Consider the following 23,736-nt stretch of genomic DNA (forward strand, 5'->3'; position numbering starts at 1 on the left):
GCCCCCGGCCGTCCGCGCCCGAGGCCGGACGGACGGCGGGCGGACTGCCGCGCCGGGCCGCCCGGGGCCGGGGCGGGCCGGTGCTGGTGCCCGCGCCCGGGGCCGAGGGCGGCGCGTCCGGCGACGGCGAGTCGCCCACCGGACGGCACCGGCGGCCGGAGGCGGTGCCCGACCGGACCGCCGCGGCCGCGGCTCCGATCACGGACACCACCCGGCCGGTCGAGGTCACGCCGGTGGTGTCGGCGCCCGCCGGTGCCGCGTCGCGGACGGAGGGCGGCCTGCCCCGGCGGGTCCGGCAGGCGAACCTGGCCCCGCAGCTCAAGGAACAGGCGAAGGAACAGGCGAAGGAACGGTTCCGCACGGGCGGCGGCCGGGGCGGGCCGCAGGAGCGGGCCGCGGCGGACGCCCGGGACGCCCGGGAGGCCCGCGAGCGCTCGCCCGAAGAGGCGCGGGCCACCTTCGCCTCCTTCCAGCGCGGCTTCACCCGCGGCCGCGGCGCCACCGCGCCGTCCGCGCCGTCCACGGCTTCCGCACCGTCCGCTTCGAGTACCCCGTCCGCGGCGTCCGCCCCGACGGGTCCGGCGGACCCCGCCGACCGGGGGAGCGCCCGGCCCGGCTGGCTGCCGCCGGACCCGGCCCGCCGAGCGATCGGCCCGGCGCCCGCCCCGGCGGCGCTGCCCGGACCGGCGGACGGCAGCGGGGCCCGGCTGGCCCGCCGGGTCCCGCCGGGAGCGCCCGCCGTACCGCCGCGGTCCGCCTCGCGCGTGCCGCCCACGACCTCGGCAGGACCGGAAGCACCCGCACCACCGGCGCCATCGGCACCGAACGCACCATCAGCACCGAACGCACCATCGGCACCATCGGCACCACCCGCTCCACCCGCATCACCCGCTCCATCGGAAGGAACCGATTCATGACCATCTCGACGCAGCCGTCCGGGGACCTCAACTGGCTCCTGGACGACCTGGTGGGGCGCGTGGCGGCCCTTCGGCACGCGGTGATCCTCTCCAACGACGGCCTGGCCACCGGCGCCTCCCGCGACCTGGACCGGGAGGACGCCGAGCACCTGGCCGCCGTCGCGGCCGGCTTCCACAGCCTCGCCAAGGGCGCCGGCGGGCATTTCAAGGTCGGCGGGGTCCGCCAGACCATGATCGAGCTGGACGAGGCGTTCCTGTTCATCACGGCGGCCGGCGACGGCAGTTGCCTGGCCGTGCTGAGCGAGGCCGAGGCGGACATCGGCCAGATCGCCTACGAGATGGCCCTGCTGGTCAAGCGGGTCGGCGAGCACATGGCCGCCGAGCCGCGCACCGAAGTCGCCCCGCCCGGGAGGTAGACCGACCGATGGCGGAATCGAAGGTCGCGACGGACGGCCCCGGGGTGCCGGCCGGCCGCGAGGTGCCGGACGGCCCTGAACTGCCGCCCGGCGCACAGGAGTCGGCGCGGGCGGAGCAGGCCGACCCGGGCGAGGGGCCCGAGGTCGACCTGTTCCGTCCGCGCGCCCAGGCCGAGGAGCGCTGGTTCGACGACGAGGCCGGCCCGGTGGTGCGGCTCTACTCGATGACCGGGGGCCGCACCCGGCCGGTCGAGGAGGGCCTCTTCGACCTGATCTCGCTGATCACCGCCGCCCGGCCCGGCCCGGACTCCGGCGGCGTGCCCGCGCACGGCCTCACCCCGGAACACCAGGCCATCCTCACCTGGTGTCGCCACGAGCCGCTGTCCGTCGCCGAGTTGGGCTCCTTCACCGACCTTCCGGTCAGCGTGGTGCGGGTCCTGCTCGGCGACCTCTACGACGCCGACCTGATCAGCGTCACCCGACCCGTTCCGCTCGCCGAGCTGCCGGACGAGCGCCTGCTGCGAGACGTGATCAATGGACTCCGTGCGCTCTGACCACACCCCGGCCACGCGCGGCGGCGCCGCCGAACCGCGCTGGCGCGGCGGTCCGGCCGCGGCCGTGAAGATCCTGGTCGCCGGCGGCTTCGGCGCGGGCAAGACCACCCTGGTCGGCTCGGTCAGCGAGATCCGGCCGCTGCGCACCGAGGAGGAACTGAGCGAGCAGGGCCGCCCGGTGGACGACACCTCGGGCGTCGAGACGAAGCGCACCACCACCGTGGCCATGGACTTCGGCCGGATCGACCTGCAGCCGGGCCTCGCGCTCTACCTCTTCGGCACGCCCGGGCAGGACCGGTTCTGGTTCGTCTGGGACGAGTTGGCGCGGGGCGCGCTCGGCGCGGTGGTGATCGCGGACACCCGGCGGCTCGCCGACTGCTTCCCCTCGGTCGACTTCTTCGAGCGGCGCGGCATCCCGTTCGTGGTCGCGGTCAACTGCTTCGACGGCGCCGAGCGGTTCGAGGTCGAGGAGGTCCGGGACGCCCTCGACCTGGACCCGGGCATCCCCGTGCTGCTGTGCGACGCGCGGCTGCGCGAGGACGGCAAGGAGGTGCTGGTCGCGCTCGTCGAACACGCCGCCGCCGGCCGTCACCGCGCCGCCACCGCCCGGGCCTGACCGGCCAGTTCGCCGGATCCCGGCCCGCCGCGCCGGGACCGGCACGCCCCGGCCGTCTCATTCGGGTGTCCGTATGCCGGACGTTCGGTGCGCGAGAGGTTGCCTGGACCGCCCCGGCCGTGGAAGGCTCTGTGGACGAAGGCCGCCCCCGGCCGTGCCCGGGGGAGGGAACACGACCGCGGCGCGACCGCGCGGAGACCAGGGGGAGGGCAGCAGGATGACCGTCGACCGACGTCCCGGTCCCGCCGTGTCCCCCCGCGCCGTCCCGGCCCTCACCGTGCGCCGCTACATCGACCACGCGCTGATCTGCAGCGCCTGTTGTCGCTGACCGGACCTGCCCCCTCCGGTACGTCCCCGGCACCCCGGCGCACGCCCGGCCGCGCCGCCTGACGCACCCTCGATCCCGTCGACCAGGCCGCGGCGGACCCGTCCCACGCGGAACGTCCGCGGCCTCCCGAAACGCCCCCGCCGCGCGGAGAGAGCACCAGTGAACAACGCCTGCACGACCCCTGCCCCCGGCGCCGGCCCCGCCGGCCGGTGGAACGGGTGCGCGAGCCGCGCCGTCGACGGCCGCCGGGGTCGCCCCGACCTCGAACCGTTCTGGCCGTCCCGGCAGCCGCACCTGTTCGACCAGACGTGTCCGGGCTCGCCCGGCGCGTCCCGGCCCTGCGGCCGCTGAACCCCGTCCACCGGACGGCCCGGTTCGGCGACCGACAGGACACCCGGTCGACGCGCAGACGACTCCACCCCGTCCGTCACGCGCGAAATGAGCGGCACACCATGTCTTCGTCCTCCACGGCCACCCTGCCCCTGCCCGCCGCGACCCCGCACCTGCGCGCGGTCCGCTCCCTGCCCCCCGTCGTCACCACGCCCAACCACCTGCCGCCCCACGGCACTTCGGCCCCCGTGCCGTCGACCCGCCCGGTCGGCGCCGCGCTGCCGCCGGCCGCGCCGCAGGCGCTGCTCTCCGCACTGCCGGAGGGCGCGACGGTCGTCGCCGCCCTGCCGCAGGGCGCCCTGCCGCCGGGGCTGCTCGCCCAGTACGGCACGCAGTTCACCGGCGCGGCCGGGCAGCCGATGGTCGGCTACCTGGTGCTGGTGCCCGCCGAGACCCCGGCGGCAGGCGCCCCGGCGCCCGCCGAGGCGCCCGCACCGGCCGGCGTCCGACCGGTCCGCCCGGTCGGACGCGGCGTCACCGTCGACACCGAGCGGCGCAACGCCTACGTCGACGGGCGGCTGCTCGACCTCACCTACCTGGAGTTCGAGCTGCTGGCCCACCTCACCGAGCACCCGCAGCGGGTCCACACCCGGGACCACCTGGTCACCGCGGTGTGGGGGTACGGGCACGTGGGCGACGGCCGCACCGTCGACGTGCACGTTGCCCGGCTGCGCCGCAAGCTCGGACCGGCCTACCGCGACAGCATCGTGACGGTCCGTCGCGTCGGCTACAAGTACACCCCGGCCGGCTGACGGCCGGCTGACGGCCGGCGCTCCCCGGCCGGCGGCGACCCGCGAACAGCGAACAACAAACGGCGACCAGATAACAGATTTCAACATCTGTTATCTGTTCGCTGAAATCTGTTTGTTGTCAGCTGTTCGCCGTCAGTTGTCAGCCGGCCGGGCTTCGTGCCCTGTCAGCGGCTCAGTCGGTCGATCTCGGCCAGCTCCTCCGCCGTCAGCGGCCCGCCGGCCAGCGCGTCGAGGTTCTGGTCCAGCTGGGCGACGCTGCTCGCGCCGATGATCACCGAGGCCACGCGCGGATCCCGCAGCACCCAGCACAGCGCCAGCTGGGCCAGCGTCTGCCCGCGCCCCTCGGCGACCTTGTTCAGCGCCCGCAGCCGCTCCAGCTTCTCCCCGGTCAGTGCCTCCTCGGTCAGGAACTTCCCGATCGACATCCGCGAGCCCGCCGGCACCTCGCCGGAAAGGTAACGGTCCGTCAACAGCCCCTGGGCGAGCGGGGAGTAGGCGATCAGGCTGGTCTGGGTGTCGCCCACCGCGTCCAGCACGCCGCCGTCCTCCACCCGCCGGTCGAGGATCGAGTAGGCCGACTGGTTCAGCAGCGCCGGCGTCCCCAGTTCGCGCAGGATCGCCACCGCCTCGCGGTGCTGCTCCGCCGGGTAGTTGGAGATCGCGGCGTACAGCGCCTTGCCCGACCTGACCGCGTTGTCCAGCGCCCCCATGGTCTCCTCGACGGGGGTCTCCGGGTCGTAGCGGTGGGAGTAGAAGACGTCGACGTAGTCGAGCCCCATCCGGCCCAGCGACTGGTCGAGGCTGGCGAGCAGGTACTTGCGGCTGCCGCCGTCGCCGTACGGGCCGGGCCACATGTCCCAGCCGGCCTTGGTGGCGATGAACAGCTCGTCGCGGTACGGCCGGAAGTCCTGGGCGTACAGGTAGCCGAAGTTGCGCTCGGCGCTGCCGTACGGCGGGCCGTAGTTGTTCGCCAGGTCGAAGTGGGTGACGCCCCGGTCGAAGGCGCGGCGCAGCACCGCGCGCTGCACGTCCAGGGGTTGGGCGTCGCCGAAGTTGTGCCAGAGCCCGAGCGAGACGGCGGGCAGCCGCACGCCGCTGCGGCCGGCCTTGCGGTAGGTCATCGAGGCGTAGCGGTCATCCGAGGCGAGGTAGCTCATGTCGGACATCCTGCCAGCCGCCGCGGCGTGTCGGGCCCCCTCGTCCCCTTCGGGTGGTGCGGGCCGCCGGCTGTGTCCCGGCCCCGGGCGGGCCGGGGGAGGGGCGGCCCGGCCGTCAATGTCCGTGCGGTGTACGGCCGGTGCGGCGGCGGCCCGCTCCTCACGGTGCGTCATGTCGGCGACTTTCCGTGACGTGACGCGCGCCACCGGCTCGCGGCGGAATGCCGTCCGGTCGGGCGGGGGAGGACGAACGGTCGAGGGGCCGTGGCCGCCGGGGGGCGGCGCACGGCCCTCTGTCGTCCCCGACTCCCCAACTCCCCGCCTCCCGGCGTTCCGGCGTTCCGGAACGCGCGAAACCACTGGCGCTCTGTACCTACTGGTATGTACAGTGTTCCTCGTGACCACTCAGGACCGTCTCATCGAGAGCACCCAGGACCTCCTCTGGGAGCGCGGCTACGTCGGCACCAGCCCCAAGGCCATCCAGCAGCGCTCCGGCGTGGGCCAGGGCAGCATGTACCACCACTTCACCGGCAAGCCCGACCTCGCCGCCGCCGCCCTGCGCCGCAGCGCCGAGCAGATGCGGGGCATCGCCGAGGCCGACCTCGCCGCCCCCGGCACCGCCTACGACCGCATCGCCGCCTACCTGCGCCGCGACCGCGACGTGCTGCGCGGCTGCCGGATGGGCCGGATGGCGCAGGACCCGGACGTCGTCGCCGACCCGCAGCTGCGCGCCCCGGTCGAGGAGACCTTCGACTGGCTGCGCGGCCGGATCGCCGACCTGGTCGCCGAGGGCCAGGCCGCCGGCGAGTTCGCCCCCGGCCTCGACCCGGCGGACACCGCCGCCGCCGTGGTCGCCGTCGTCCAGGGCGGCTACGTCCTGGCCCGCGCGGCCGGCGACGCCGGGCCGTTCGAGCGGGCGACGCGCGGCGCCCTCGGCCTGCTGGCCGCGCACCGTTCGGCCTGACACCCGGGCGGCGCCCGGCCGTCACCGGAGGAACCCGGCAGAACCCGAGGAACCCGAGGACCCTGAGGAGAGCCCAGCCGTGCACGCCATGCAGTACGAGATCACCCTCCCCGCCGACTACGACATGGACGTCATCCGCAAGCGCGTCGCCGACAAGGGCCACCTGCTGGACGTCCACCCCGGCCTCGGCCTCAAGGCGTACCTGATCCGCGAGCGCGGCCGGGACGGCTCGCCGGTCAACCAGTACGCGCCGTTCTACCTCTGGCGCACCCCCGAGGGCATGAACGGCTTCCTCTGGGGCCCGGGCTTCCGCGGCCTGAGCGCCGACTTCGGGCGCCCCGCCGTCCGGCACTGGCTCGGCGCGGGCGTCGCCCACGGCACCCGGGCCGGGGCGCCGGCCGGCGCCACCCTCGAGACCGTACGGCTGCCGGAGTCGGCCGACCCCGCCGAGGCCGTCGAACGGGCGCTCGCCGAACTGCCCGCCCACCCCGCGCTGCACACCGCCGCCGTCGCCGTCGACCCGAGCCGCTGGGAACTGCTCCGGTTCGCCCTCTGGCACGGCCCGGCCCCGCAGGACGCCCCCGGCACCCGCTACCAGGTGCTGCACCTGTCCAGCCCCGAACTCGACCGGCTGCCCGCCGGCCGCCACTGGTGAAAGGTTTCGCCACCGCCATGCCCGACCAGCTGATCCCCACCGACCTCGCCGTCGCCCCGCTCGACCGCGAGGCCGGCTACGCCCTGCTCGCCGACCTGGCCGGCCCGGTCGCCGTCGACACCCTCGGCGGCCTCGACGCCATCGCCCCCGGCTTCCCCGACTGGATCGTCACCGCCCTCTTCGGTGGCACCTACCAGCGCCCCGGCCTCGGCCTGCGCGAACGCCAGGTGGCCAACCTGGCCGCCCTCACCGCCCTCGGCGGCGTGGAGCCGCAGCTCGCCGACCACGTCCGCAACAGCCTGCGGATCGGGCTGACGCCGGAGGAGATCACCGAGGTCGTCGTCCACCTCGCCCCGTACGTGGGCGTCCCCAAGGCGCTGGCCGGCCTCCGGGTCGTCGCCGCCACCCTCGCCGCGTCCGCGTCCGAGTCCGCGTCCGCGTCCGAGGTCACGCCCGAATCCGCCCCCGAGTCCGCCCTCCAGCCCGAGCAGGCCCGCGCATGAGCCGCACCGTCCGCACCGTCCTCGGCGACCTCGACCCCGCCGAGCTCGGCGTCACCGACTCCCACGACCACCTCTTCATCCGCAGTCCGCTGCTCCCCGGCCAGGAACTGGACGACCCGGCCGCCGCCGAGGACGTCCTGCGCGCCTTCGCCGCCGCCGGCGGCCGCACCCTCGTCCAATGGACCCCGTACGGGATGGGCCGCGGCGCGGACTTCCTGGCCGCGCTGTCCCGGGCGACGGGCGTGCAGCTGGTCGCCGCCACCGGCGCCCACCAGGCCGTCCACTACGGCGGGGACGCCGTCGCGGGCCACGCCGACCTCGCCGAACGCTTCGTCGCCGAGCTGACCACCGGACTGCCCGGCGCGCCCCGGGGCGTCCGCGCCGGCCTGATCAAGATCGCCTCCGACACCGGCCCGACCACCGCCTACACCCGCCGGGTGCACGCGGCCGCCGCCGAGGCGCACCACGCCACCGGCGCCCCGATCGCCGTCCACCTCGAAGCGGCCGGCGACCCGCACGAGATCCTGGACCGACTGCACGGCCGGCACGGCGTGCCGACCGACCGGATCGTCCTCGGCCACCTCACCCGCCTGCCCGACCCGGCCCTGCACCGCAGCCTCGCCGCCGAGGGCGTCCATCTCGCACTGGACAGCCCTTCCCGGGCCGGCCACCCCGCCGACCACCAGGCCTTCGACCTCATCGCCGACCTGGTCGACGCCGGCCACGCCGGCCAGCTGCTCCTCGGCGCCGACACCACCACCCGCACCGCCCGCCAGGCCGGCGGCCCGGCCCGACTGCTCACCGACCTCGCCCCCCGCCTGGCCCGAACCTTCGGCCCCGAGCTGCCCGAACTGCTGCTCACCGCCAACCCGGCCGCCGCCCTCGCGGCCGACTGGCGCACGCCGTAGCCGCTCAGCGCCGCGCCCGCCGCCCTGTTGGCGCCCGCTGCCCCCGCTGCCCCCGTTGCCCCCGCTGCCCCCGCTGGTGCCCGCGCCGCCGCCCCCGCTCCTGTGGCCGACTCCTCCCGCCCGGGTTTCAATCCGAGTAGCCCTGCCGGACCACGCCCCCAGAGCGGGGGCACCAGAGAGGGGGAGGAGACGATGCACGCGTGGCTCGCTCCCGCCCGGCTCGCCGTCGCCGTCTTCCTGGCCGTCGCGCTCGGCATCAACGGCTACCACGCGGCGACCGACCCCACCGGGGTGGTGAACTACTTCAGCTACTTCACCAACCTCAGCAACTTCGTCGGGCTGGCCGTCCTGGGCTACGGCGGCTGGGCCGGCCTCACCGGCCGTCCGCCCGTCCCGGACGCGGTGCGCGGGGCGGCGGTGCTCTACCTCGCGATCACCGGCCTGGTCTACGGCACCGTCCTGGCGAAGTACCCGGAGCTGCTGGTGATCCCGTGGGTGAACGACGTCGTCCACCGCGCGATGCCGCTCGTCGTGCTCGCCGACTGGCTGATCGACCCGCCCGCCCGGCGCCTGCGCCCGACGGTCGTGCTCGGCTGGCTGGCCGTCCCGCTGCTCTACCTGACGTACACGCTGCTGCGCGGCCACGCCGTCGACTGGTACCCGTACCCGTTCCTCGACCCCGCCCGGCACGGCGGGTACCGGCGGGTCGCCGGGGCCTGCTTCCTGATGGCGGTGGCGTTCCTGCTGGTCGGCGGGGCGATCGTGGCGGCGGGCAACGCCCTCGCCGCCCGCCGCGACCCCGCCCCGCGCCGCCGCCACGCCCGCGCCCGAACCGGCTGACGGTCCGGAGCCCTACGGTGGCGGCCATGGTGACCCTCCGCGCCCTCACTCCCGACGACTGGCCGCTCTGGCGGGACCTGCGCCTCGCCGCCCTCACCGACGCGCCGCACGCCTTCAAGGCGGGTCTCGCGGACTGGCACGACGGCGGCGCGCAGCGCTGGCGCGCCCGGCTCCACCTCCCCGGCGCGCACCGCGTCGCGGCGTTCCTCGCCGACACCCCGGTCGGCCTGGTCGGCGGCATGCCCGGGACGGGCGGCCCCGGCGTACGGGAGCTGCGCTCGTTGTGGGTCGGCCCGCGGGCGCGCGGCCGGGGTGTCGCGGACCGCCTGATCGAGGAGGTCGAGCGCTGGGCCCGCGCGGACGGCGGCACCGAGCTGCGCCTCGCCGTCCTCCCCGGCAACGCCCCCGCGATCGCCCTCTACCGGCGCCACGGCTTCGCCCCGTTGGACGAGCCGCCCGGTGCGGACGGGCCCGGCGAGCTCCGCTTCGCGAAGCGCCTGAGCAGCCCGGCCTGAGCAGCCCGGTCTCAGCAGTGCGGCCTGAGCAGCGCGGTTCTCAGCAGTGCGGCCCGAACAGCCAGGCCCGAACGGCCCGGCCTGCGTAGCCCGGCCCGAAACCGGTCGGAACGCGGCGCAGCGGGGCCCGCGCCCCATGGGGGAGGGCGCGGACCCCGCTGCCTGCCGGGGCGGGCGGCGGGTCACATGTGCGTGCCGCCGTCGATCCGCAGCTCGGTGCCGGTGACGAAGGCGCCGTCGTCGGACGCCAGCATGGCGATCACGCCGGCCACCGTCTCCGGGCCCGCGAAGCCCTGGCCGAGGGCGGGGGAGAGCTTGGCCAGCAGGCTGAAGTCGGCGTCGGCGGGCAGGCCGGGGTTGTTCGTCATGCCGCTGTCGATGCTGCCCGGCGCGACGCAGACCGCGCGCAGGCCCTGCTTCGAGTACTCCGAGGCGATGGCGTGGGTGAAGGACTGGATGCCGCCCTTGGTCGCGGCGTAGGCGGCCATGTAGGGGTGGGCGAAGCTCGCCGAGGTGGAGCTGAAGTTGACCACCACGCCCTTGCCGCCCGCGAGCAGGGCGGGGAGCGCCTCGCGGGTCATCAGGAAGGTGCCGGTCAGGTTCACCGCGAGGAGCTTGTTCCAGAACTCCAGGGTGGTCTCGTGGGTGTGCGAGGAGCGCAGGATGCCGGCCGCGTTGACCAGGACGTCCAGCCCGCCCAGGCCCGCGACCGCCTCGGCCACGCCCGCGACGACGGCGGCCTCGTCCGCGATGTCCAGGACCTGGAGGGTGAGCCGGTCCGCGGTGCCGTCCGTGGTCGCGCGCTCCAGGGTCCTCTTCAGGCCGTCCTCGTTGACGTCGACGGCGACGACCTTCCCGCCCTCGGCGAGGATCCGGTGCACGGTGGCCTGGCCGATGCCCGAGCCGCCGCCGGTGATCAGGACGTTCCGTCCGCTGAAGCGCTCCATGGTGGTACTCCGTTCCGTTCGTGGTCTCTCGACCTTGAGGGACACGGTACGTCGATCTGGCACGTTGTGCCAAGAAGTCTCGCCGTGCCATATCGGCATGCCGCGCCGAAGTGGCAGGGGGCCGCGTACGCTGAGCCCGTGACCGGACGCCCCACCCTGACCCAGCGCCGCCGCGAGGCCACCCGCCTCGACATCGCCCGCACCGCCGCCGCGCTCTTCGCCGAGCGGGGCGTCGAGGAGACCACCGCCGAGGAGATCGCCCTCGCCGCCGGCATCTCGCTGCGCACCTTCTACCGGTACTTCTCGGTCAAGGAGGGCGCCGTCGCCCCGCTGCTCGCGGCGGGCGGGCAGCGGTGGGTCGACCTGCTCGCCGAGAGCCCGGCGGACCTCCCGCTGCGCGAGGCGCTGGAACGCTCGGCCGTCGCGTCGCTGACCCCGGCCGACGACGCGGCCGTCGAGGCGATGCACTGGACCCGCAGCCTGCTGCGCGACCCCCGGCTGGACGGCACCTGGCAGCGCGTCCACGCCGGCTCGGAGGAGCGGCTGCGCACCGTCCTGGCCGTCCGCTGCCCGGACGGCGCCGACCCGCTGGAGATCCGGCTGGCCGCCGCCGCGGCGACGGCCGCGATCCGGGTCGCGCTGGAGCAGTGGGCCGCCTCCGACGCCCCGGTCACCGGCCCGGGCTCCCCGCAGGACCTCGGCGGCCGCTGCATGCGCGAGCTCACCGCGGGGCTGCGGCTGACGGCCGGCGGCTGACGGGTAACAGCTGACAGAAGTTGAAAGATGAAATCTGAAAGCTGAAAGTTGAAATCTGTCATCTGTTACCCCTCGGCGGCGGCGCCCTGCCCGCCCCCAGCCCGCGATCAGCTGTCTCCCAGCTCCCGCTAGGGTTGGTCCTCGCGCCCCGGCGGGGGAACCGGGTCGACGACCTCGGATGTCCTGTAGCTAGCGGAGGGGCGGGGAGTTCGAGGCGTGGGAGCAAGAAGGACATGGGTCTGACGAGCCACAAGGTGCTGGCGCTGGCCGTATTGATCGCCGTCGTGATGATGGTCGGCACGGTCTGGCTGTGGCCCAGACTCGCCGGGAAGGGCTGGCGGGCGGTGCTCGGCCGGATCGGCGCGCTGCTCGGCACCCAGCTGGCGGCGCTCGCCGCGCTCGGCCTGGTGGCGAACAACTACTTCGCCTTCTACAGCAGTTGGGACGACCTGCTGGGCACCGGCGACAACGGCCCGGTGGTGATCCAGAACAAGGCGGACGCCTCCGGCCGCCTGCTGGTGGACACGATCGGCACCGCCTCGGTCAAGGGCGGCGGCGCGGTGGGCCGCGAGCCCGCCCAGTCCGGCGAGATCCGCAAGGTCCGCATCGACGGCAAGGCCAGCCGGCTCTCCACCGAGGGCTACGTCTACCTGCCGCCCCAGTACTTCCAGCCCGAGTACGCGAACCGGCAGTTCCCGGCCGTGATCGTCAGCACCGGCTTCCCCGGGCAGGCCGAGAACCTGATCACCCGCTTCAACTACCCGGGTGCGGCCCTCAAGCTGCTACAGGAGGGCCGGATGCAGCCGACCGTCATGGTCCTGGTCAAGCCCTCGCCGGCCATGCCGCAGGACACCGAGTGCGAGGACATCCCGAACGGCCCGCAGTCCGACACGTACTTCACCAAGGACGTCCCCTCGGCGATCCAGGCCAGCTACCGGGTCTCCACCGACCCGCAGGCCTGGGCCTTCATGGGTAACTCCACCGGCGGCTACTGCGCCGTGAAGCTGGCCATGCGCCACCCGGACGTCTTCCCGACCGCCGTCGCCCTCTCCGGGTACTACGAGGCCGCCGACGACCCGACCACCGGCGACCTGTTCGGCGGCAGCAAGCAGCGCCGCGACGAGGCGGACCTGATGTGGCGGCTGAAGAACCTGCCGCAGCCGAAGGTGTCCGTGCTGCTCGCCGGCACCAAGAAGGGCGACGGCGAGTACAAGCAGCAGACCGACAGGTTCATCGACGCCGTGCAGGCCCCGATGAAGGTCTCGTACGCCATGCTGGAGAACGGCGGCCACAACTTCGAGACCTGGAGCGCGCTGCTGCCGTCCTCGCTGGAGTGGCTGTCCCAGCACCTCAAGGTGCCCGGCCGGCCCACCGTCTGAGACTCCCGGCCCGGGGCCGTCGTCGACGTCCCCGGGCTCGTGCGTCCCGCCGGGTCAGGCGACCGGCTCCAGCGTGCCGGTGTGCAGCTGGCCGACCCGGCCGCCCTCGCCCTCGAAGGTCCAGAACGCCCGGACCGTCAGCCGGTTGAGGTCCATGACGTGGCTGACGGTGATCCCGCTCTGCTCCGTCCAGCTGACGAAGTAGACCGCCGGCGCGACCTCGGCGACGTGCAGCCGCACGTCCTCCCACTGGCCCGCCGACTCGCCGAGGCCCTCCCAGCGCAGCCGCGTGCCGTCGGCCGAGTAGGTGTTGCGGAACGCAGCGCCGTTGTCGACCCGGAAGAGGTAGGTGCGGCCGGCGAAGGCGGGCAGGGACGCGGTCATGGCGGGGCGGCTCCTCGGTACGGCGCTCTCGTGCGGTGGTCGCGACGCAGCGCGCGGTGGTCTTGTGCGGTGGATCTCGTGCGGTGGGTCTTGTGCAGTGCGGAAAATGCCAGGACTCCAATTTATCCGACCGGGCCCACGGCGCGGCGGTGGACGGCGCCCGGTTCCGGCGCGGTCGAGGGCCGCCTGCCGCACCACCCCCGGCCTCCTCCCCGCCCGCTTCCTGCCCCGCTCCCCGCCCCGCTTTCCGGCCCGCGGCCGGGGCCGATCCGGCAGACCGACAGGATTGATCAACTCGACCGCCACGCAGCGTCGTTGATCGACACCAGTGTGAACTGCGCGACAAGCGGCCCGGGGGAGTTGTCCGTTCACGGACGGCCCGCCTAGCCTGCAACGGTCGTCCGCCGTCGCGGACCCCGCCGCCGGGACGCCGAGTCCCGTCCACCCGCCGGCGGGTCACTCGAGGATCACAGCGGACGGGAGCGGGGGAACCAAGGTCAGCGCCCGGCCGTACGCTCCCGCGTGCGCGCCGCGGCTTGGGGTGAAGCCGCCACATCCGGCGGCCGGGCATCCTCAGCCCGAACCCGACAGCTCACCTCGCAGGCGTCGCAGAGGACATCCCATGCAGCAGCCTGCCCGGCGCCGCGCGCCGCGCCATGCCCGCCCGTCGCACCGCGCCCGCAACACCGCCGTCGCCGCCACCGGTGCGCTCGCCCTCAGCGGCGCCGCCCTGCTCGGCCTGCCGGCCGCCACCGGCGCCCAGGCCGCGACCGCCCCGACCGTCACCCAGGACCGGCTCGCGCCCGCGACCATGGTCGCCGGCAAGGCCACCACCGCCTCGCTCACCCTGCACTCCTCGGCCTGCTTCACCGCGAAGACCGTGGGCGTGGGCGTGCGCGACGCGAAGGGCGCCAACCTCGACTTCCCCGGCAACGCCTCCAACGTGCAGATATGCCCGAGCGGCACGACCTTCACCAGCGCCGCCCGCAGCCTGCCGGCCGGCACGTACACCCAGTTCGGCTTCTGGCAGGACAGCGCCGGCACCTGGCACAACCTGACCTCGCAGAAGCTCGTGGTCTCGACCACCGCGACGCCGACGCCGACGCCGACGCCGACGCCGACGCCGACGCCGACGCCGACGCCGACGCCGACGCCGACGCCGACGCCCACCCCAGCCCCGACCACCCCGCCTGCCCAGGCCGCCCCGATCGCCGGCAAGTCGATGGCCTTCGACGAGGAGTTCAACGGCCCGATCGCGTACGGCTCCCGCTGGACGGGCGACCAGAGCAGCTCGTACCACTACAAGACGCACAACCCGAACGACAACAAGCTCGACTGGATCGACAAGAGCAAGGTCACGGTCGCGAACGGCGTCGCCACCTTCACCGCCGCGCCCAGCAGCCACACCCTGGAGAACGGCAAGCAGGCCTGGGACGCCGGCCTGCTCACCACCGAGTTCTCCAGCCAGGGCTTCCAGGTGAAGACCGGCGACTACGCCGAGACCCGGGTCAAGCTCCCGGCCGGCACCGGCGCCTGGCCGGCGCTGTGGACCTGGAACGGCACCAGCGGCACGCACGGGGAGATCGACTCCTTCGAGTACCACGCGGACAACTCGAGCACGCTGGAGCTGACCAACCACGTCAACCCGAACCACCTGTTCTACAAGGACACCAAGTCGATCGCGAACAACGGCTGGGTCACCATCGGCACCTACTACGGCGCCAACTCGGTGGACTGGTACGTCAACGGCGTCAAGGTGTTCTCGGACGGCACGGGCGTGGGCGCCAACTGGTCCGCGTACCTGATCCTCAACCTGTCGGTGTCCGCCGGGAAGTACCACCCGGCGCCGCAGGGGACCGCCCCGATCACCTTCGCCTCCGACTACGTGCGCGTGTACCGCTGAGCGCCGTAGCCGGTAGCCCGTAGCCCGCAGACCAGCCGCTCTCACGAACCGGCAGTCGTCCCGACCTCCACGAGGCCGGACGGCTGCCGGTTCCTGCGTTCGCGCCCCGTCGTTCGCGCCCCCGCCGTTCGTGCCCCGCCGAGGTCAGGGGGCGAGGACCTGCCCCAGCCTGGTCGCGATCCGGTGCATCACGGGCACCAGCGAGGAGGCGCCGGTCTGCTCCTCCAGGGCGCGGATGCGGGCCTCCGGGCCGGAGACGGACAGGGCGGTGGGCGTCGGCGCGCCGGGGACGGCGAGGGCGATGCAGCGGACGCCGATCTCCTGCTCCTGGTCGTCGACCACGTAGCCGCGCTCGCGCGCCTCGGCGAGCTGGCGGATCAGCTCCTGCGGGTCGGTGACGGTGAACTCGGTGTGCGCGGGAAGGGGGTTGGGGCCGACGACGGCGCGCACCTCGTCCTCGGGGAGCTGGGCGAGCAGCGCCTTGCCGACGCCCGTGCAGTGCGGCTGGACGCGCCGGCCGACCTCGGTGAACATCCGCATCGAGCGCCGCGACTGCACCTGCCCGACGTACACCACCTCGCCGCCCTCCAGCACCGCCAGGTTGGCGGTCTCGCCGGTGGCCTCCATGAGTTCGGCCAGGTAGGGGCGGGCCCAGCTGCCGAGCAGTCGGCCGGCGGTCTCGCCGAGGCGGATCAGCCGGGGGCCGAGGGTGTAGCGGCGCGCAGTGTCCTGGCGGACATAGCCCTGCTGGACGAGGGTACGAACCAGTCGGTGGATGGTGGGCATCGGGAGGCCGGAGCTGGTGGAGAGTTCGCTGAGCGTGGCCACGCCGCCGGAGTCGGCCAGCGCCTCCAGGAGGTGGAAGGCGCGCTCGACGGACTGCACCCCGCCGCTCGCGCGGTCGGTGCCTGTCGTCGATGCTGGGTCGGAGGTCCGGGCCACCGGTGTTCCCTTCGCTGTCGGGGCGGAGCAGAGTCCCGGCGATCTTTCAACAAACCGTTGAAATTCTGTATCGCGGAAACTAGTCTCCACTTTACAGAATCGAACCCGCCGACAGACGGGCCCGATCCAAGGAATCTCCCCGAGCGGGGCTCCCACCGGAACCCCTCTCGCCAGGCTCAACCGTCTTAGGAGTGTCCTGCCCATGGCTGCAGATCAGGGACCCGGCGCCTCCCCCGCCGCTCCGGTCGTCACTGTCGCCGGTCCGCGCGTCCACCGGGCGGAGGAGGTGCTCACCCCGGAGGCGATCGCCTTCGTGGTCGGCCTCCATCGCGCCTTCGAGGGCCGCCGGCAGGACCTGCTGGCCAGGCGCAGGGCCCGCCGCGCCGAGATCGCCGCCACCGGCACGCTGGACTTCCTCCCCGACACCGCCGACATCCGGGCCGGCGACTGGAAGGTCGCCGAGGCGCCGCGCGCCCTCCAGGACCGCCGGGTCGAGATCACCGGCCCCACCGACCGCAAGATGACGATCAACGCCCTCAACTCCGGTGCCCGGATCTGGCTCGCCGACTTCGAGGACGCCACCTCCCCCACCTGGGAGAACGTCGTCGGCGGACAGCTCAACCTGATCGACGCCTTCGAGGGCCGGATCGACTTCACCAGCCCCGCCGGCAAGGCCTACACCCTCCGGCCCGCCGCCGAACTCGCCACCGCCGTCGTCCGCCCGCGCGGCTGGCACCTCGACGAGAACCACCTCCTCGTCGACGGCACCCCGGTCGCCGGCGCCCTCGTCGACTTCGGCCTGTACTTCTTCCACAACGCCGCGCGGCTCCTCGCCAGGGGCGCCGACGACCCCAACTCCGGCCCCTACTTCTACCTGCCGAAGACCGAGAGCCACCTCGAAGCCCGGCTCTGGAACGACGTCTTCACCCGCGCCCAGGCCGAACTCGGCATCCCGCACGGCACCGTCCGCGCGACCGTGCTGATCGAGACCATCACCGCCGCCTTCGAGATGGACGAGATCCTCTACGAGCTGCGCGAGCACGCGGCCGGCCTCAACGCCGGACGCTGGGACTACCTGTTCTCGATCGTCAAGAACTTCCGCGACGCCGGCGAGCACTACATCCTCCCCGACCGCAACGGCGTCACCATGGCCTCGCCGTTCATGGCCGCCTACACCCGGCTGCTGGTGCGGACCTGCCACCGGCGCGGCGCCCACGCGATCGGCGGCATGGCCGCCTTCATCCCCAGCCGCAAGGACCCGGAGGTCAACGCCGCCGCCCTGGAGAAGGTCAGGGCCGACAAGGAGCGCGAGGCCGCCAACGGCTTCGACGGCTCCTGGGTCGCCCACCCCGACCTCGTCCCGGTCGCCCGTGCCTGCTTCGACGCCGTCCTCGGCGAGCGGCCCCACCAGAAGGACAACCCCGGGCCGGCCGAACCCGTCACCCCCGCCCAACTCCTCGACATCGCGGGCGCGGGCGGCAGCTGCACCCGCGCCGGGCTGCACAACGCCGTCCAGGTCGGCATCCGCTACATCGAGGCGTGGCTGCGCGGACTCGGCGCCGTCGCGATCTTCCACATGATGGAGGACGCCGCCACCGCCGAGATCTCCCGCTCCCAGACCTGGCAGTGGATCCACAACGGGGTCGTGCTCTCCGACACCGGTGAGAAGGCCACCGCGGAGCTCGTCCGCTCCCTGGTCGCCACCGAACTCGCGGAGCTGCGCGCCGAGTTCGGCGAGGAGGCGTACGCCGCCGGGCGCTGGGCGGAGGCCGCCCGGCTCTTCGAACAGGTCGCGCTGGCCGAGGAGTTCGTGGATTTCCTGACCCTCCCCGCGCTGCCCCTGCTGGGCTGAGCCCGCCCGGGCCCGGCCCGGTCCGGCTGCGCACCCACCTGCTCCGTTCCGCACGGCGACGCGTCCGGCTGTTTTCGCGTCGCCGAGCGGGACGGTGTTTTTCTTTGTTCTTCCTTACCCGGCATAGGAGTTGGAGCATGGCAAGGATCTTCTTCAACGGTCAGGCGATGGTCGGCGGCCCCTTCCACGCGAAGGTCTCGGACGCGCTGATCGGCCCGGCCCGTACGGCGCCCGGCTACCGCTTCTTCTCCATCGACGACGTGTGCCCGGGGCTGCTGCGCGACCCCGCGGTCGACACCGCCATCGAGGGGGAGCTGTACGACATCAGCCTGGAGCGCCTGCGCGACGTCATCCTGCCCGGCGAGCCGCGCGAGCTGGAGCTCGGCGTGATCGAGCTGGAGGACGGCTCGGCCTGCCTGTCGATGCTGCTGGCCCGCGGCGAGGCCGAGCGCGGCGTGCACCGCGAGATCACCCACCACGGCGGCTGGCGCTCCTACCTCGCCACCCTCGGCCGCACGGCGTGAGCGCACCCCCGGCGGGCCGGGGCGGTGGCGAGCGGAGTGCATAGCCGGCGGCGAACAGATGACAGCTGACAACTTTCAACATCTGTTATCTGCTATCTGAAAGTTGTCCGCTGAAAGTTGTTCGCTGAAAGTTGTCATCGGACGGGTGTCGGCCGAACCCTGTCCGCCGGACCCCGTCGCGCCCGACGCCGCGGCCCCGAACCCTCGCCGTGGGTTCGGGGCCGCGCTCCGCGCGCCCGGCCGGGCGCGCGGAGTCCGGGTCACGCACCGTCCCTGGGCGTCCCGGAGTCAGGGGGGTGTCACACCGGCCGGGCCGCCAGGTCCCTGGCGGCGCGGGCGCAGTCCTGGGCGATCCGGTCCTCGTCGACGGTGGTCAGCCGGCCCTTCTCCACCACCGCGTTCCCGTTCACGAACAGCACCGACAGCGGCGGCAGCGCGCCGAAGGTGAGCGCGGCGACCGGGTCGGCGATCGAGGAGTGCATGACCCCGTCGACCTTCCAGAGGGCCAGGTCGGCGAGCTTCCCGGCCTCGATCGAGCCGATCTCGTCCTGCCGTCCGAGCACCCGGGCGCCGCCCATGGTGCCCAGCCGCAGCGCCTGCCGCCCGGTGAGCGCGGCCGGGGAGCCGTGCAGCCGGTTGATCAGCAGCGCGTTGCGCAGCTCGGTGCCGAGCTCGCCGGACTCGTTGGACGCGGTGCCGTCCACCCCGAGCCCGACCGGGACGCCGGCCCGCAGCATGGCGGGCACCCGGGCGATCCCGGCGCCGAGCCGGGCGTTGGAGGACGGGCAGTGCGCGACGCCGGTGCCGGTCTCGGCGAACTTGGCGATGTCGGAGTCGTTCATGTGCACGCAGTGCGCCATCCAGACGTCCTCGCCGAGCCAGCCCACCGACTCGAAGTAGTCGGTCGGCCCCATCCCGAACAGCTCCTTGCAGAACTGCTCCTCCTCGGCCGTCTCGGAGCCGTGGGTGTGCAGTCGCACGCCCTTGCGGCGGGCGAGTTCGGCGGACTGCCGCAGCAGCTCGGTGGAGACGGAGAACGGCGAGCAGGGCGCGAGCGCGACGTGCAGCATCGAGCCGAACGAGGCGTCGTGGTAGCGGTCGACGGCGGCCTCGGAGGCGGCGAGGATCGCGTCCAGGTCCTCGACGGCGTGGTCCGGCGGCAGCCCGCCGTCCTTGCGGCTGCGGTCCATCGACCCGCGCAGCGCGGTGAAGCGCAGCCCGAGCTCCCGGACGGCCTCGATGGAGGCGCCGAGGACGTCGCCGCCGTCCGCGGGGAACACGTAGTGGTGGTCGGAGGCGGTGGTGCAGCCGGACTTGAGCAGGGCGGCGGCGGAGCCCTGGCTGGCGGCGTGCACGAGCCGTTCGTCGATCCGCGCCCAGGTCGGGTAGAGGGCGACGAGCCAGTCGAACAGGATGGCGTCCTGGGCGAGGCCGCGGGTGATCCACTGGTAGAAGTGGTGGTGGGTGTTGACCAGGCCGGGGGTGACGAGGTGGCCCTCGGCGTTGATCCGGCGCACGACGTTGTCCAGCCAGTTCGGCGCGGGGCCGTCGCCGACCGATTCGATCCGGTTGCCGAGCAGGACCACGTGGCCGCGGACGTACTCGGTGTCCTCGGCGTCGACGGTGGCGATCGCGGCGTTCTCGATGACGATCCGCTGGTCGGCGGGCGGGGGCTGGACTGCCATGGCGGAGCTCCTTGAGGGGGATGGTGGCCGGGAGGGGCGCGCGGTGGCGGGCTCGGGGCGCGCCGTGGCGGGGTGCGCCCCTCCCGGGCCGGTCAGGACGGTGTCACGGTCGGCACCGTCGCGCCGGAGGCCCGGCCGGTTCTGGACCGGCGGGCGGTTCCGGCGTGGTGGAAGAGCAGGTTGAGCAGGACGGCCAGCACGCAGCCGGCCGAGATCCCGGAGTGCATCAGGGTGCGGACGGCCTCCGGGAAGGAGTCGTAGAAAGTCGGCGCGGCGATCGGCACGATGCCGACGCCGAGCGAGACCGACACCAGGATGGTGTTGCCGCTGGACTCCATTCCGGCCTCCGCGAGGGTGCGGATGCCGCTGGCCGCGACCGTGCCGAAGAGCACGATCCCGGCGCCGCCCAGGACGGGCTGCGGCACCAGGGAGACGATCGACCCGAGCACGGGGAAGAGCCCGAGCAGGATCAGGATGCCTCCGCCGGCCGCGACGACGAAACGGCTGCGGATCCGGGTCAGCGCCACCAGCCCGATGTTCTGGGCGAAGGCGCTGGCCGCGAAGCCGTTGAAGACGGGGCTGAGCGCGGTGGCCAGCCCGTCCGCCCGCAGGCCGGCGGCGAGGACGGGTTCGTCGGCCGGGCGGTCGACGATCCTGCCGAGCGCCAGCATGTCGGCGGTGGACTCGGTCATCGAGACCACCATGACGATGCACAGCGAGGCGATCGCGGCCGCGTCGAAGCGCGGCGCGCCGAAGTGGAACGGGGAGGGGAGCGCGAAGACGTCCGCGTCCTGGACCGCGCCGAAGTCGGCGAGGCCCAGCGGGAAGGCGAGCAGGGTGCCGGCCGCCAGCCCGATGAGCAGGGACAGCTGCTGCCAGAAGCCGCGCAGCAGCCGGTTGCAGAGCACCACCGCGACGAGGGTGGACGCGGCGAGCCCGATGGCCCGCATGGAGCCGTAGCCGGGCGCGGACGGCGAGCCGCCGCGCGCCCAGTTGATCGCCACCGGCAGCAGGGACACCCCGATGAGGGTGATCACGGTGCCCTGCACGACCGGGGGGAAGAACCGGATGAGCTTGCAGAAGTACGGCGCCGCGAGGAAGCACAGGACCCCCGCGACGATCACCGCTCCGAAGATCACCGGGAGGGCGTTCCTCGGTCCCTGCTCGTGCGCGATGGCGACCATGGGGGCGACTCCGGCGAAGGAGACGCCGTTCACGAACGGCAGCCGCGCGCCGATCCTCCAGACGCCGATGGTCTGGAGCAGGGTGGCCAGTCCGGCGGTGAACAGGCTGGCCGAGATGAGCAGGGCGAGTTCGGCGGGCGAGAGCCCGACCGCGGCGCCGACGATGAGCGGGGGTGCGACGACTCCCGCGTACATCGCGGCGACGTGCTGCAGGCCGGTGGAGAACAGTTTCACCGGGGGCAGCAACTCGTCCACGGGGTGGGGTCCGGTCCCGGACGGCCGGTCGGTTACGGGAACTGACGGCTCGTCAGGTCCGGGGGTTCTTGCCGGGGTGGAACCGCCGTCGGTGCTGCTGGTGTTGCTGGGTGCCATGTCGAGCCCCTCTTGTGCCCGTGGCTCCCGGCGCGCCCGTGGCGCTGGAGACCGGCTGACGTTGCGGAGACCGAGGGCGGGACGGCGGTGCAAGGGTCCCTCGGCCGGTCTCTCCAGCACCCCGGGCCGGCCGCCGCGAGGCAGGCACGAACTCCGGTGGGTGGGGGTGGAGAAACTGGTGGAGCTTTCAGGTGGAGCGGTCAGGTGGAGAGCACGGCCGGCGGAGAAGGTGCCGGCGCGGCCGGTGGGTCGGCGGTGGGTCGCGGGTGGGTCGCGGGTGGGTCGGCGGTGGGGGAGCGGGGCGTCAGGCGACCGGGATGACCGGGGCGACGCCCTCGCGGTGCACGGTGCCCTCGATCAGGCCGTACATCCGGTCCGCGGCGTAGTAGACCTCGTTCTCGTTCTTGAGCCCGAACGGTTCGAGGTCGACCAGGAAGTGGTGCTTGTTGGGCAGTTCGAGGCGCACCTCGTCCACCTCGGCGCGGTTGTTGAGGACCCGGGTGCCCATCGCGTGCAGGGTCTGCTGCAGCGAGTAGGAGTAGGTCTCGGCGAAGGCCTCCAGCAGGTGGCGCCGCACGTGGGTGTAGGAGCGGTTCCAGTTGGGCTGGGCCTCGCCGTCGCGGCCGCTGTAGCCGTACTTCCAGCGGGCGGTGACCTGGGTGGCGAGGATGCGGTCGTAGGCCTCCTGCAGGGTGGTGTACTTGTCCTTGATGTAGCCCCAGAACTCCGAGTTGGTGGAGTTCAGCACGACGAGGTCCTTCAGGCCGGAGATCACCCGGACGCTCTCGCCGTCGTAGAAGACCTCGGTGGTGCGGACCTCCTGGCCGCTGCGGACGAAGGAGTGGCCTACCTCCTCCGAGCCGATGAAGCGGGCCGAGCTGTCCGGCGTCCTGATCCGGTCCCAGGCGTACTCCTCGATCCGGATGCGGGCGCCGTGGACGACGCCGCGCTCGGTGTCGTCCACGAAGTGGCGGGCCAGGACGATGCCGAAGGCCTCGGCCGACTCGATGCCGTACTCCTTGGCGAAGGCGTACACGGTGTTCTTGGTGGTGTCGGTGGGCAGGCAGTTGGCGTTCGACCCGGTGAGGTGGACGTCCTCGAACTCACCCTGGAGGGAGACCGAGACGTTCAGGTCCTTGATCTCGTGCCGGGTGGAGTCGCGGTAGACCCGGACGATGCGGTTCTCCGCCTTGCCGTACTGGTTCTGACCGAGCACGTGGGCCATGACGTGGCTCCTAAGCTTCCAGGCCGGTCTACTAGCTTCCGCGGTAGACCGAGTATCCGAACGGGTTGAGCAGCAGGGGCACGTGGTAGTGGTGCTGCGCGGGCGCGACCGTGAAGACGATCGGGACCTCGGGGAAGAACGGCGGCTCGGACGACCGGAGCGCGAAGTAGGCGGTCGTGTCGAAGAGCAGCCGGACGACCGAGCCCGCCTCCACGGCCGGCAGGTCCTTGACCCGGCCGTCGGAGTCCGTGGCGGAGGTGCCGAGCACCTGCCAGCCACCCTCGGTGCGCAGTGCGAGCTCGACCGGGACGCCTTCGGCCGGGCGGCCGAGGCTGGTGTCGAGCACGTGGGTGGAGATGTCGGTCATGAGTGGAGTGACCTTACTGATAGCAGATCTGATGATGCGTCAGACGAGAAGTGCCGCTTCGCCCACTCTAGGGACGTCCGTGCTCCGCGGGCCCCTCCGACCCGGCGCGGCCCGGCGGTCCGGTTCCATGACGGCCCGTCAGGAATCCTCGTCGATGAGCCGGTTGAGCCGGATGTCGTTGATCTTGCGCAGTTCGCCCCGGACGACCTCCGCCTCGGTGGCGGCGTCGTGCGGGAGGCGCTCGCGCAGGGCGGCGAGCATGGTGGCCGCGGTGCGGCCGGTCGCGCAGATCAGGAACACGTGGCCGAACCTGGCCTCGTAGGCGGCGTTGGCCTCGTGCAGTGCGCCGAGGAGCGCCCGGTCCGCGCCGCGGACGCCGGCCTGTTCGCGCTCGGAGACGGCGTCGCCCGCCTTGGGCTCGCCGATCCGGGCGTGGCCGGCCATCGCGTCGTGCAGGTCGGAGGCCGTCAGCGAGGCCGTCGCCGCCGCGTTGGCGGCGAGCAGGCTCTCACGGTCGGGCCACGGGCGGGTCTTCGCGACGGCGGCGGCCCAGCGGGGGCTGGAGCAGACCTCCAGCAGGACCGCCTCCAGCTCGGCGGCGTCCGCCGCGGCCAGGGCGTCGAGGGCGTGGGGGTGGTTGGTCACGGGGTGGACCTCCTGAAGAGTGGTGCCACCCGCACAAGCTAGATCGACCCCACCCC

The 23,736-nt window shown here is 73.6% G+C and carries 24 protein-coding genes, 1 pseudogene and 1 riboswitch; of the genes and pseudogenes, 15 read left to right on the top strand and 10 right to left on the bottom strand.

Annotation, left to right across the window (positions count from 1 at the left end):
- A pseudogene (locus tag VM95_RS43815) lies at positions 1-229 on the bottom strand (hypothetical protein); the annotation flags it as partial.
- Between the two features lie 684 nt (positions 230-913).
- Between VM95_RS43815 and VM95_RS27280 the strand changes: the two are divergent.
- From VM95_RS27280 to VM95_RS27300, 4 genes are all read left to right on the top strand, one after another.
- Positions 914-1,333, top strand: coding sequence for a roadblock/LC7 domain-containing protein (locus tag VM95_RS27280; RefSeq protein ID WP_045701463.1), 420 nt, complete (start codon positions 914-916; stop codon positions 1,331-1,333).
- Between the two features lie 8 nt (positions 1,334-1,341).
- Entirely contained in the window at positions 1,342-1,887 is a 546-nt protein-coding gene (locus VM95_RS27285) for a DUF742 domain-containing protein (protein WP_078860603.1), read from the top strand.
- Positions 1,868-2,503 (top strand): GTP-binding protein, encoded by a 636-nt coding sequence (locus VM95_RS27290; RefSeq protein WP_078860605.1) that lies wholly within the window; start codon positions 1,868-1,870, stop codon positions 2,501-2,503. The genes VM95_RS27285 and VM95_RS27290 overlap by 20 nt, the downstream gene beginning before the upstream one ends.
- 780 nt (positions 2,504-3,283) lie before the next feature.
- Entirely contained in the window at positions 3,284-3,973 is a 690-nt protein-coding gene (locus VM95_RS27300; protein WP_045701467.1) for a winged helix-turn-helix domain-containing protein, read from the top strand.
- Positions 3,974-4,137: 164 nt separating this feature from the next.
- Here VM95_RS27300 and VM95_RS27305 read toward each other — a convergent pair whose 3' ends face one another.
- Positions 4,138-5,130, bottom strand: coding sequence for an aldo/keto reductase (locus tag VM95_RS27305; protein WP_045701469.1), 993 nt, complete (start codon positions 5,128-5,130; stop codon positions 4,138-4,140).
- Between the two features lie 397 nt (positions 5,131-5,527).
- Here VM95_RS27305 and VM95_RS27310 point away from each other — a divergent pair, with 397 nt between their 5' ends.
- The 6 genes from VM95_RS27310 (at position 5,528) to VM95_RS27335 (ending at position 9,515) form a co-directional block, all read left to right on the top strand.
- Positions 5,528-6,094, top strand: a complete 567-nt coding sequence (locus tag VM95_RS27310; protein ID WP_045701542.1) for a TetR/AcrR family transcriptional regulator — start codon at positions 5,528-5,530, stop codon at positions 6,092-6,094.
- Positions 6,095-6,173: 79 nt separating this feature from the next.
- Entirely contained in the window at positions 6,174-6,749 is a 576-nt protein-coding gene (locus tag VM95_RS27315) for a DUF4865 family protein (RefSeq protein ID WP_045701471.1), read from the top strand.
- 17 nt (positions 6,750-6,766) lie between these two features.
- Complete coding sequence (locus VM95_RS27320; protein ID WP_052706624.1) at positions 6,767-7,252, top strand: carboxymuconolactone decarboxylase family protein; 486 nt, start codon at positions 6,767-6,769, stop codon at positions 7,250-7,252.
- Entirely contained in the window at positions 7,249-8,160 is a 912-nt protein-coding gene (locus tag VM95_RS27325) for a phosphotriesterase family protein (protein ID WP_045701473.1), read from the top strand. The genes VM95_RS27320 and VM95_RS27325 overlap by 4 nt, the downstream gene beginning before the upstream one ends.
- 192 nt (positions 8,161-8,352) lie before the next feature.
- Positions 8,353-9,000 carry a Pr6Pr family membrane protein gene (locus VM95_RS27330; protein WP_045701475.1) on the top strand — a complete coding sequence of 216 codons (648 nt, stop codon included), beginning with the start codon at positions 8,353-8,355 and terminating at the stop codon, positions 8,998-9,000.
- Positions 9,001-9,026: 26 nt separating this feature from the next.
- Entirely contained in the window at positions 9,027-9,515 is a 489-nt protein-coding gene (locus tag VM95_RS27335) for a GNAT family N-acetyltransferase (RefSeq protein ID WP_045701547.1), read from the top strand.
- A 182-nt stretch (positions 9,516-9,697) separates the two neighbouring features.
- Here the strand turns inward: VM95_RS27335 and VM95_RS27340 are convergent, their stop codons facing one another.
- Complete coding sequence (locus tag VM95_RS27340; RefSeq protein ID WP_045701477.1) at positions 9,698-10,462, bottom strand: SDR family NAD(P)-dependent oxidoreductase; 765 nt, start codon at positions 10,460-10,462, stop codon at positions 9,698-9,700.
- A 138-nt stretch (positions 10,463-10,600) separates the two neighbouring features.
- Here VM95_RS27340 and VM95_RS27345 point away from each other — a divergent pair, with 138 nt between their 5' ends.
- Together VM95_RS27345 and VM95_RS27350 are read left to right on the top strand one after the other, a co-directional pair.
- Entirely contained in the window at positions 10,601-11,218 is a 618-nt protein-coding gene (locus VM95_RS27345) for a TetR family transcriptional regulator (protein ID WP_045701479.1), read from the top strand.
- Positions 11,219-11,451: 233 nt separating this feature from the next.
- Positions 11,452-12,597, top strand: coding sequence for an alpha/beta hydrolase (locus VM95_RS27350; protein ID WP_045701481.1), 1,146 nt, complete (start codon positions 11,452-11,454; stop codon positions 12,595-12,597).
- 54 nt (positions 12,598-12,651) lie between these two features.
- Here the strand turns inward: VM95_RS27350 and VM95_RS27355 are convergent, their stop codons facing one another.
- Complete coding sequence (locus tag VM95_RS27355) at positions 12,652-12,981, bottom strand: MoaF-related domain-containing protein (protein ID WP_045701483.1); 330 nt, start codon at positions 12,979-12,981, stop codon at positions 12,652-12,654.
- A gap of 458 nt (positions 12,982-13,439) precedes the next feature.
- Positions 13,440-13,602: riboswitch (cyclic di-AMP (ydaO/yuaA leader) on the top strand.
- A 1-nt stretch (position 13,603) separates the two neighbouring features.
- Here VM95_RS27355 and VM95_RS43820 point away from each other — a divergent pair.
- Complete coding sequence (locus VM95_RS43820; RefSeq protein ID WP_078860609.1) at positions 13,604-14,884, top strand: glycoside hydrolase family 16 protein; 1,281 nt, start codon at positions 13,604-13,606, stop codon at positions 14,882-14,884.
- A 144-nt stretch (positions 14,885-15,028) separates the two neighbouring features.
- Here the strand turns inward: VM95_RS43820 and VM95_RS27365 are convergent, their stop codons facing one another.
- Positions 15,029-15,826 carry an IclR family transcriptional regulator gene (locus tag VM95_RS27365; protein ID WP_045701485.1) on the bottom strand — a complete coding sequence of 266 codons (798 nt, stop codon included), beginning with the start codon at positions 15,824-15,826 and terminating at the stop codon, positions 15,029-15,031.
- Between the two features lie 202 nt (positions 15,827-16,028).
- On the opposite strand from VM95_RS27365, the gene aceB reads away from it, so the two are divergent.
- Positions 16,029-17,678 (top strand): malate synthase A, encoded by a 1,650-nt coding sequence (gene aceB, locus VM95_RS27370; protein ID WP_045701487.1) that lies wholly within the window; start codon positions 16,029-16,031, stop codon positions 17,676-17,678.
- Between the two features lie 137 nt (positions 17,679-17,815).
- On the top strand, positions 17,816-18,202 hold the full coding sequence (locus VM95_RS27375) for an allophanate hydrolase-related protein (RefSeq protein WP_045701490.1): 387 nt from the start codon (positions 17,816-17,818) through the stop codon (positions 18,200-18,202).
- A gap of 299 nt (positions 18,203-18,501) precedes the next feature.
- Here VM95_RS27375 and VM95_RS27380 read toward each other — a convergent pair whose 3' ends face one another.
- From VM95_RS27380 to uraD, 5 genes are all read right to left on the bottom strand, one after another.
- Positions 18,502-19,887, bottom strand: a complete 1,386-nt coding sequence (locus tag VM95_RS27380; protein ID WP_045701492.1) for an 8-oxoguanine deaminase — start codon at positions 19,885-19,887, stop codon at positions 18,502-18,504.
- A 92-nt stretch (positions 19,888-19,979) separates the two neighbouring features.
- Positions 19,980-21,443 (bottom strand): nucleobase:cation symporter-2 family protein, encoded by a 1,464-nt coding sequence (locus tag VM95_RS27385; protein ID WP_078860611.1) that lies wholly within the window; start codon positions 21,441-21,443, stop codon positions 19,980-19,982.
- Positions 21,444-21,747: 304 nt separating this feature from the next.
- Positions 21,748-22,668 (bottom strand): factor-independent urate hydroxylase, encoded by a 921-nt coding sequence (gene pucL / locus VM95_RS27390; RefSeq protein WP_045701496.1) that lies wholly within the window; start codon positions 22,666-22,668, stop codon positions 21,748-21,750.
- A 31-nt stretch (positions 22,669-22,699) separates the two neighbouring features.
- On the bottom strand, positions 22,700-23,035 hold the full coding sequence (gene uraH, locus VM95_RS27395; protein ID WP_045701500.1) for a hydroxyisourate hydrolase: 336 nt from the start codon (positions 23,033-23,035) through the stop codon (positions 22,700-22,702).
- A gap of 138 nt (positions 23,036-23,173) precedes the next feature.
- A complete protein-coding gene (gene uraD / locus VM95_RS27400; protein ID WP_045701502.1) occupies positions 23,174-23,680 on the bottom strand; it encodes a 2-oxo-4-hydroxy-4-carboxy-5-ureidoimidazoline decarboxylase in 507 nt (168 codons plus the stop codon).
- Positions 23,681-23,736: the final 56 nt, after the last annotated feature.

Source organism: Streptomyces rubellomurinus, from assembly GCF_000961885.1.
Lineage (GTDB): Bacteria > Actinomycetota > Actinomycetes > Streptomycetales > Streptomycetaceae > Kitasatospora > Kitasatospora rubellomurina.

Excerpts from the sequence above, each read along its gene's own strand:
- VM95_RS27305 (WP_045701469.1), bottom strand. The coding sequence starts at position 5,130 with ATGAGCTACCTCGCCTCGGATGACCGCTACGCCTCGATGACCTACCGC.
- aceB (WP_045701487.1), top strand. The coding sequence starts at position 16,029 with ATGGCTGCAGATCAGGGACCCGGCGCCTCCCCCGCCGCTCCGGTCGTC.
- VM95_RS43820 (WP_078860609.1), top strand. The coding sequence starts at position 13,604 with ATGCAGCAGCCTGCCCGGCGCCGCGCGCCGCGCCATGCCCGCCCGTCG.
- VM95_RS27375 (WP_045701490.1), top strand. The coding sequence starts at position 17,816 with ATGGCAAGGATCTTCTTCAACGGTCAGGCGATGGTCGGCGGCCCCTTC.
- VM95_RS27385 (WP_078860611.1), bottom strand. The coding sequence starts at position 21,443 with ATGGCACCCAGCAACACCAGCAGCACCGACGGCGGTTCCACCCCGGCA.
- VM95_RS27335 (WP_045701547.1), top strand. The coding sequence starts at position 9,027 with ATGGTGACCCTCCGCGCCCTCACTCCCGACGACTGGCCGCTCTGGCGG.
- VM95_RS27355 (WP_045701483.1), bottom strand. The coding sequence starts at position 12,981 with ATGACCGCGTCCCTGCCCGCCTTCGCCGGCCGCACCTACCTCTTCCGG.
- VM95_RS27280 (WP_045701463.1), top strand. The coding sequence starts at position 914 with ATGACCATCTCGACGCAGCCGTCCGGGGACCTCAACTGGCTCCTGGAC.
- VM95_RS27285 (WP_078860603.1), top strand. The coding sequence starts at position 1,342 with ATGGCGGAATCGAAGGTCGCGACGGACGGCCCCGGGGTGCCGGCCGGC.
- VM95_RS27290 (WP_078860605.1), top strand. The coding sequence starts at position 1,868 with ATGGACTCCGTGCGCTCTGACCACACCCCGGCCACGCGCGGCGGCGCC.
- pucL (WP_045701496.1), bottom strand. The coding sequence starts at position 22,668 with ATGGCCCACGTGCTCGGTCAGAACCAGTACGGCAAGGCGGAGAACCGC.
- VM95_RS27300 (WP_045701467.1), top strand. The coding sequence starts at position 3,284 with ATGTCTTCGTCCTCCACGGCCACCCTGCCCCTGCCCGCCGCGACCCCG.
- VM95_RS27325 (WP_045701473.1), top strand. The coding sequence starts at position 7,249 with ATGAGCCGCACCGTCCGCACCGTCCTCGGCGACCTCGACCCCGCCGAG.
- VM95_RS27380 (WP_045701492.1), bottom strand. The coding sequence starts at position 19,887 with ATGGCAGTCCAGCCCCCGCCCGCCGACCAGCGGATCGTCATCGAGAAC.
- VM95_RS27320 (WP_052706624.1), top strand. The coding sequence starts at position 6,767 with ATGCCCGACCAGCTGATCCCCACCGACCTCGCCGTCGCCCCGCTCGAC.
- VM95_RS27340 (WP_045701477.1), bottom strand. The coding sequence starts at position 10,462 with ATGGAGCGCTTCAGCGGACGGAACGTCCTGATCACCGGCGGCGGCTCG.
- VM95_RS27330 (WP_045701475.1), top strand. The coding sequence starts at position 8,353 with ATGCACGCGTGGCTCGCTCCCGCCCGGCTCGCCGTCGCCGTCTTCCTG.
- uraH (WP_045701500.1), bottom strand. The coding sequence starts at position 23,035 with ATGACCGACATCTCCACCCACGTGCTCGACACCAGCCTCGGCCGCCCG.
- VM95_RS27350 (WP_045701481.1), top strand. The coding sequence starts at position 11,452 with ATGGGTCTGACGAGCCACAAGGTGCTGGCGCTGGCCGTATTGATCGCC.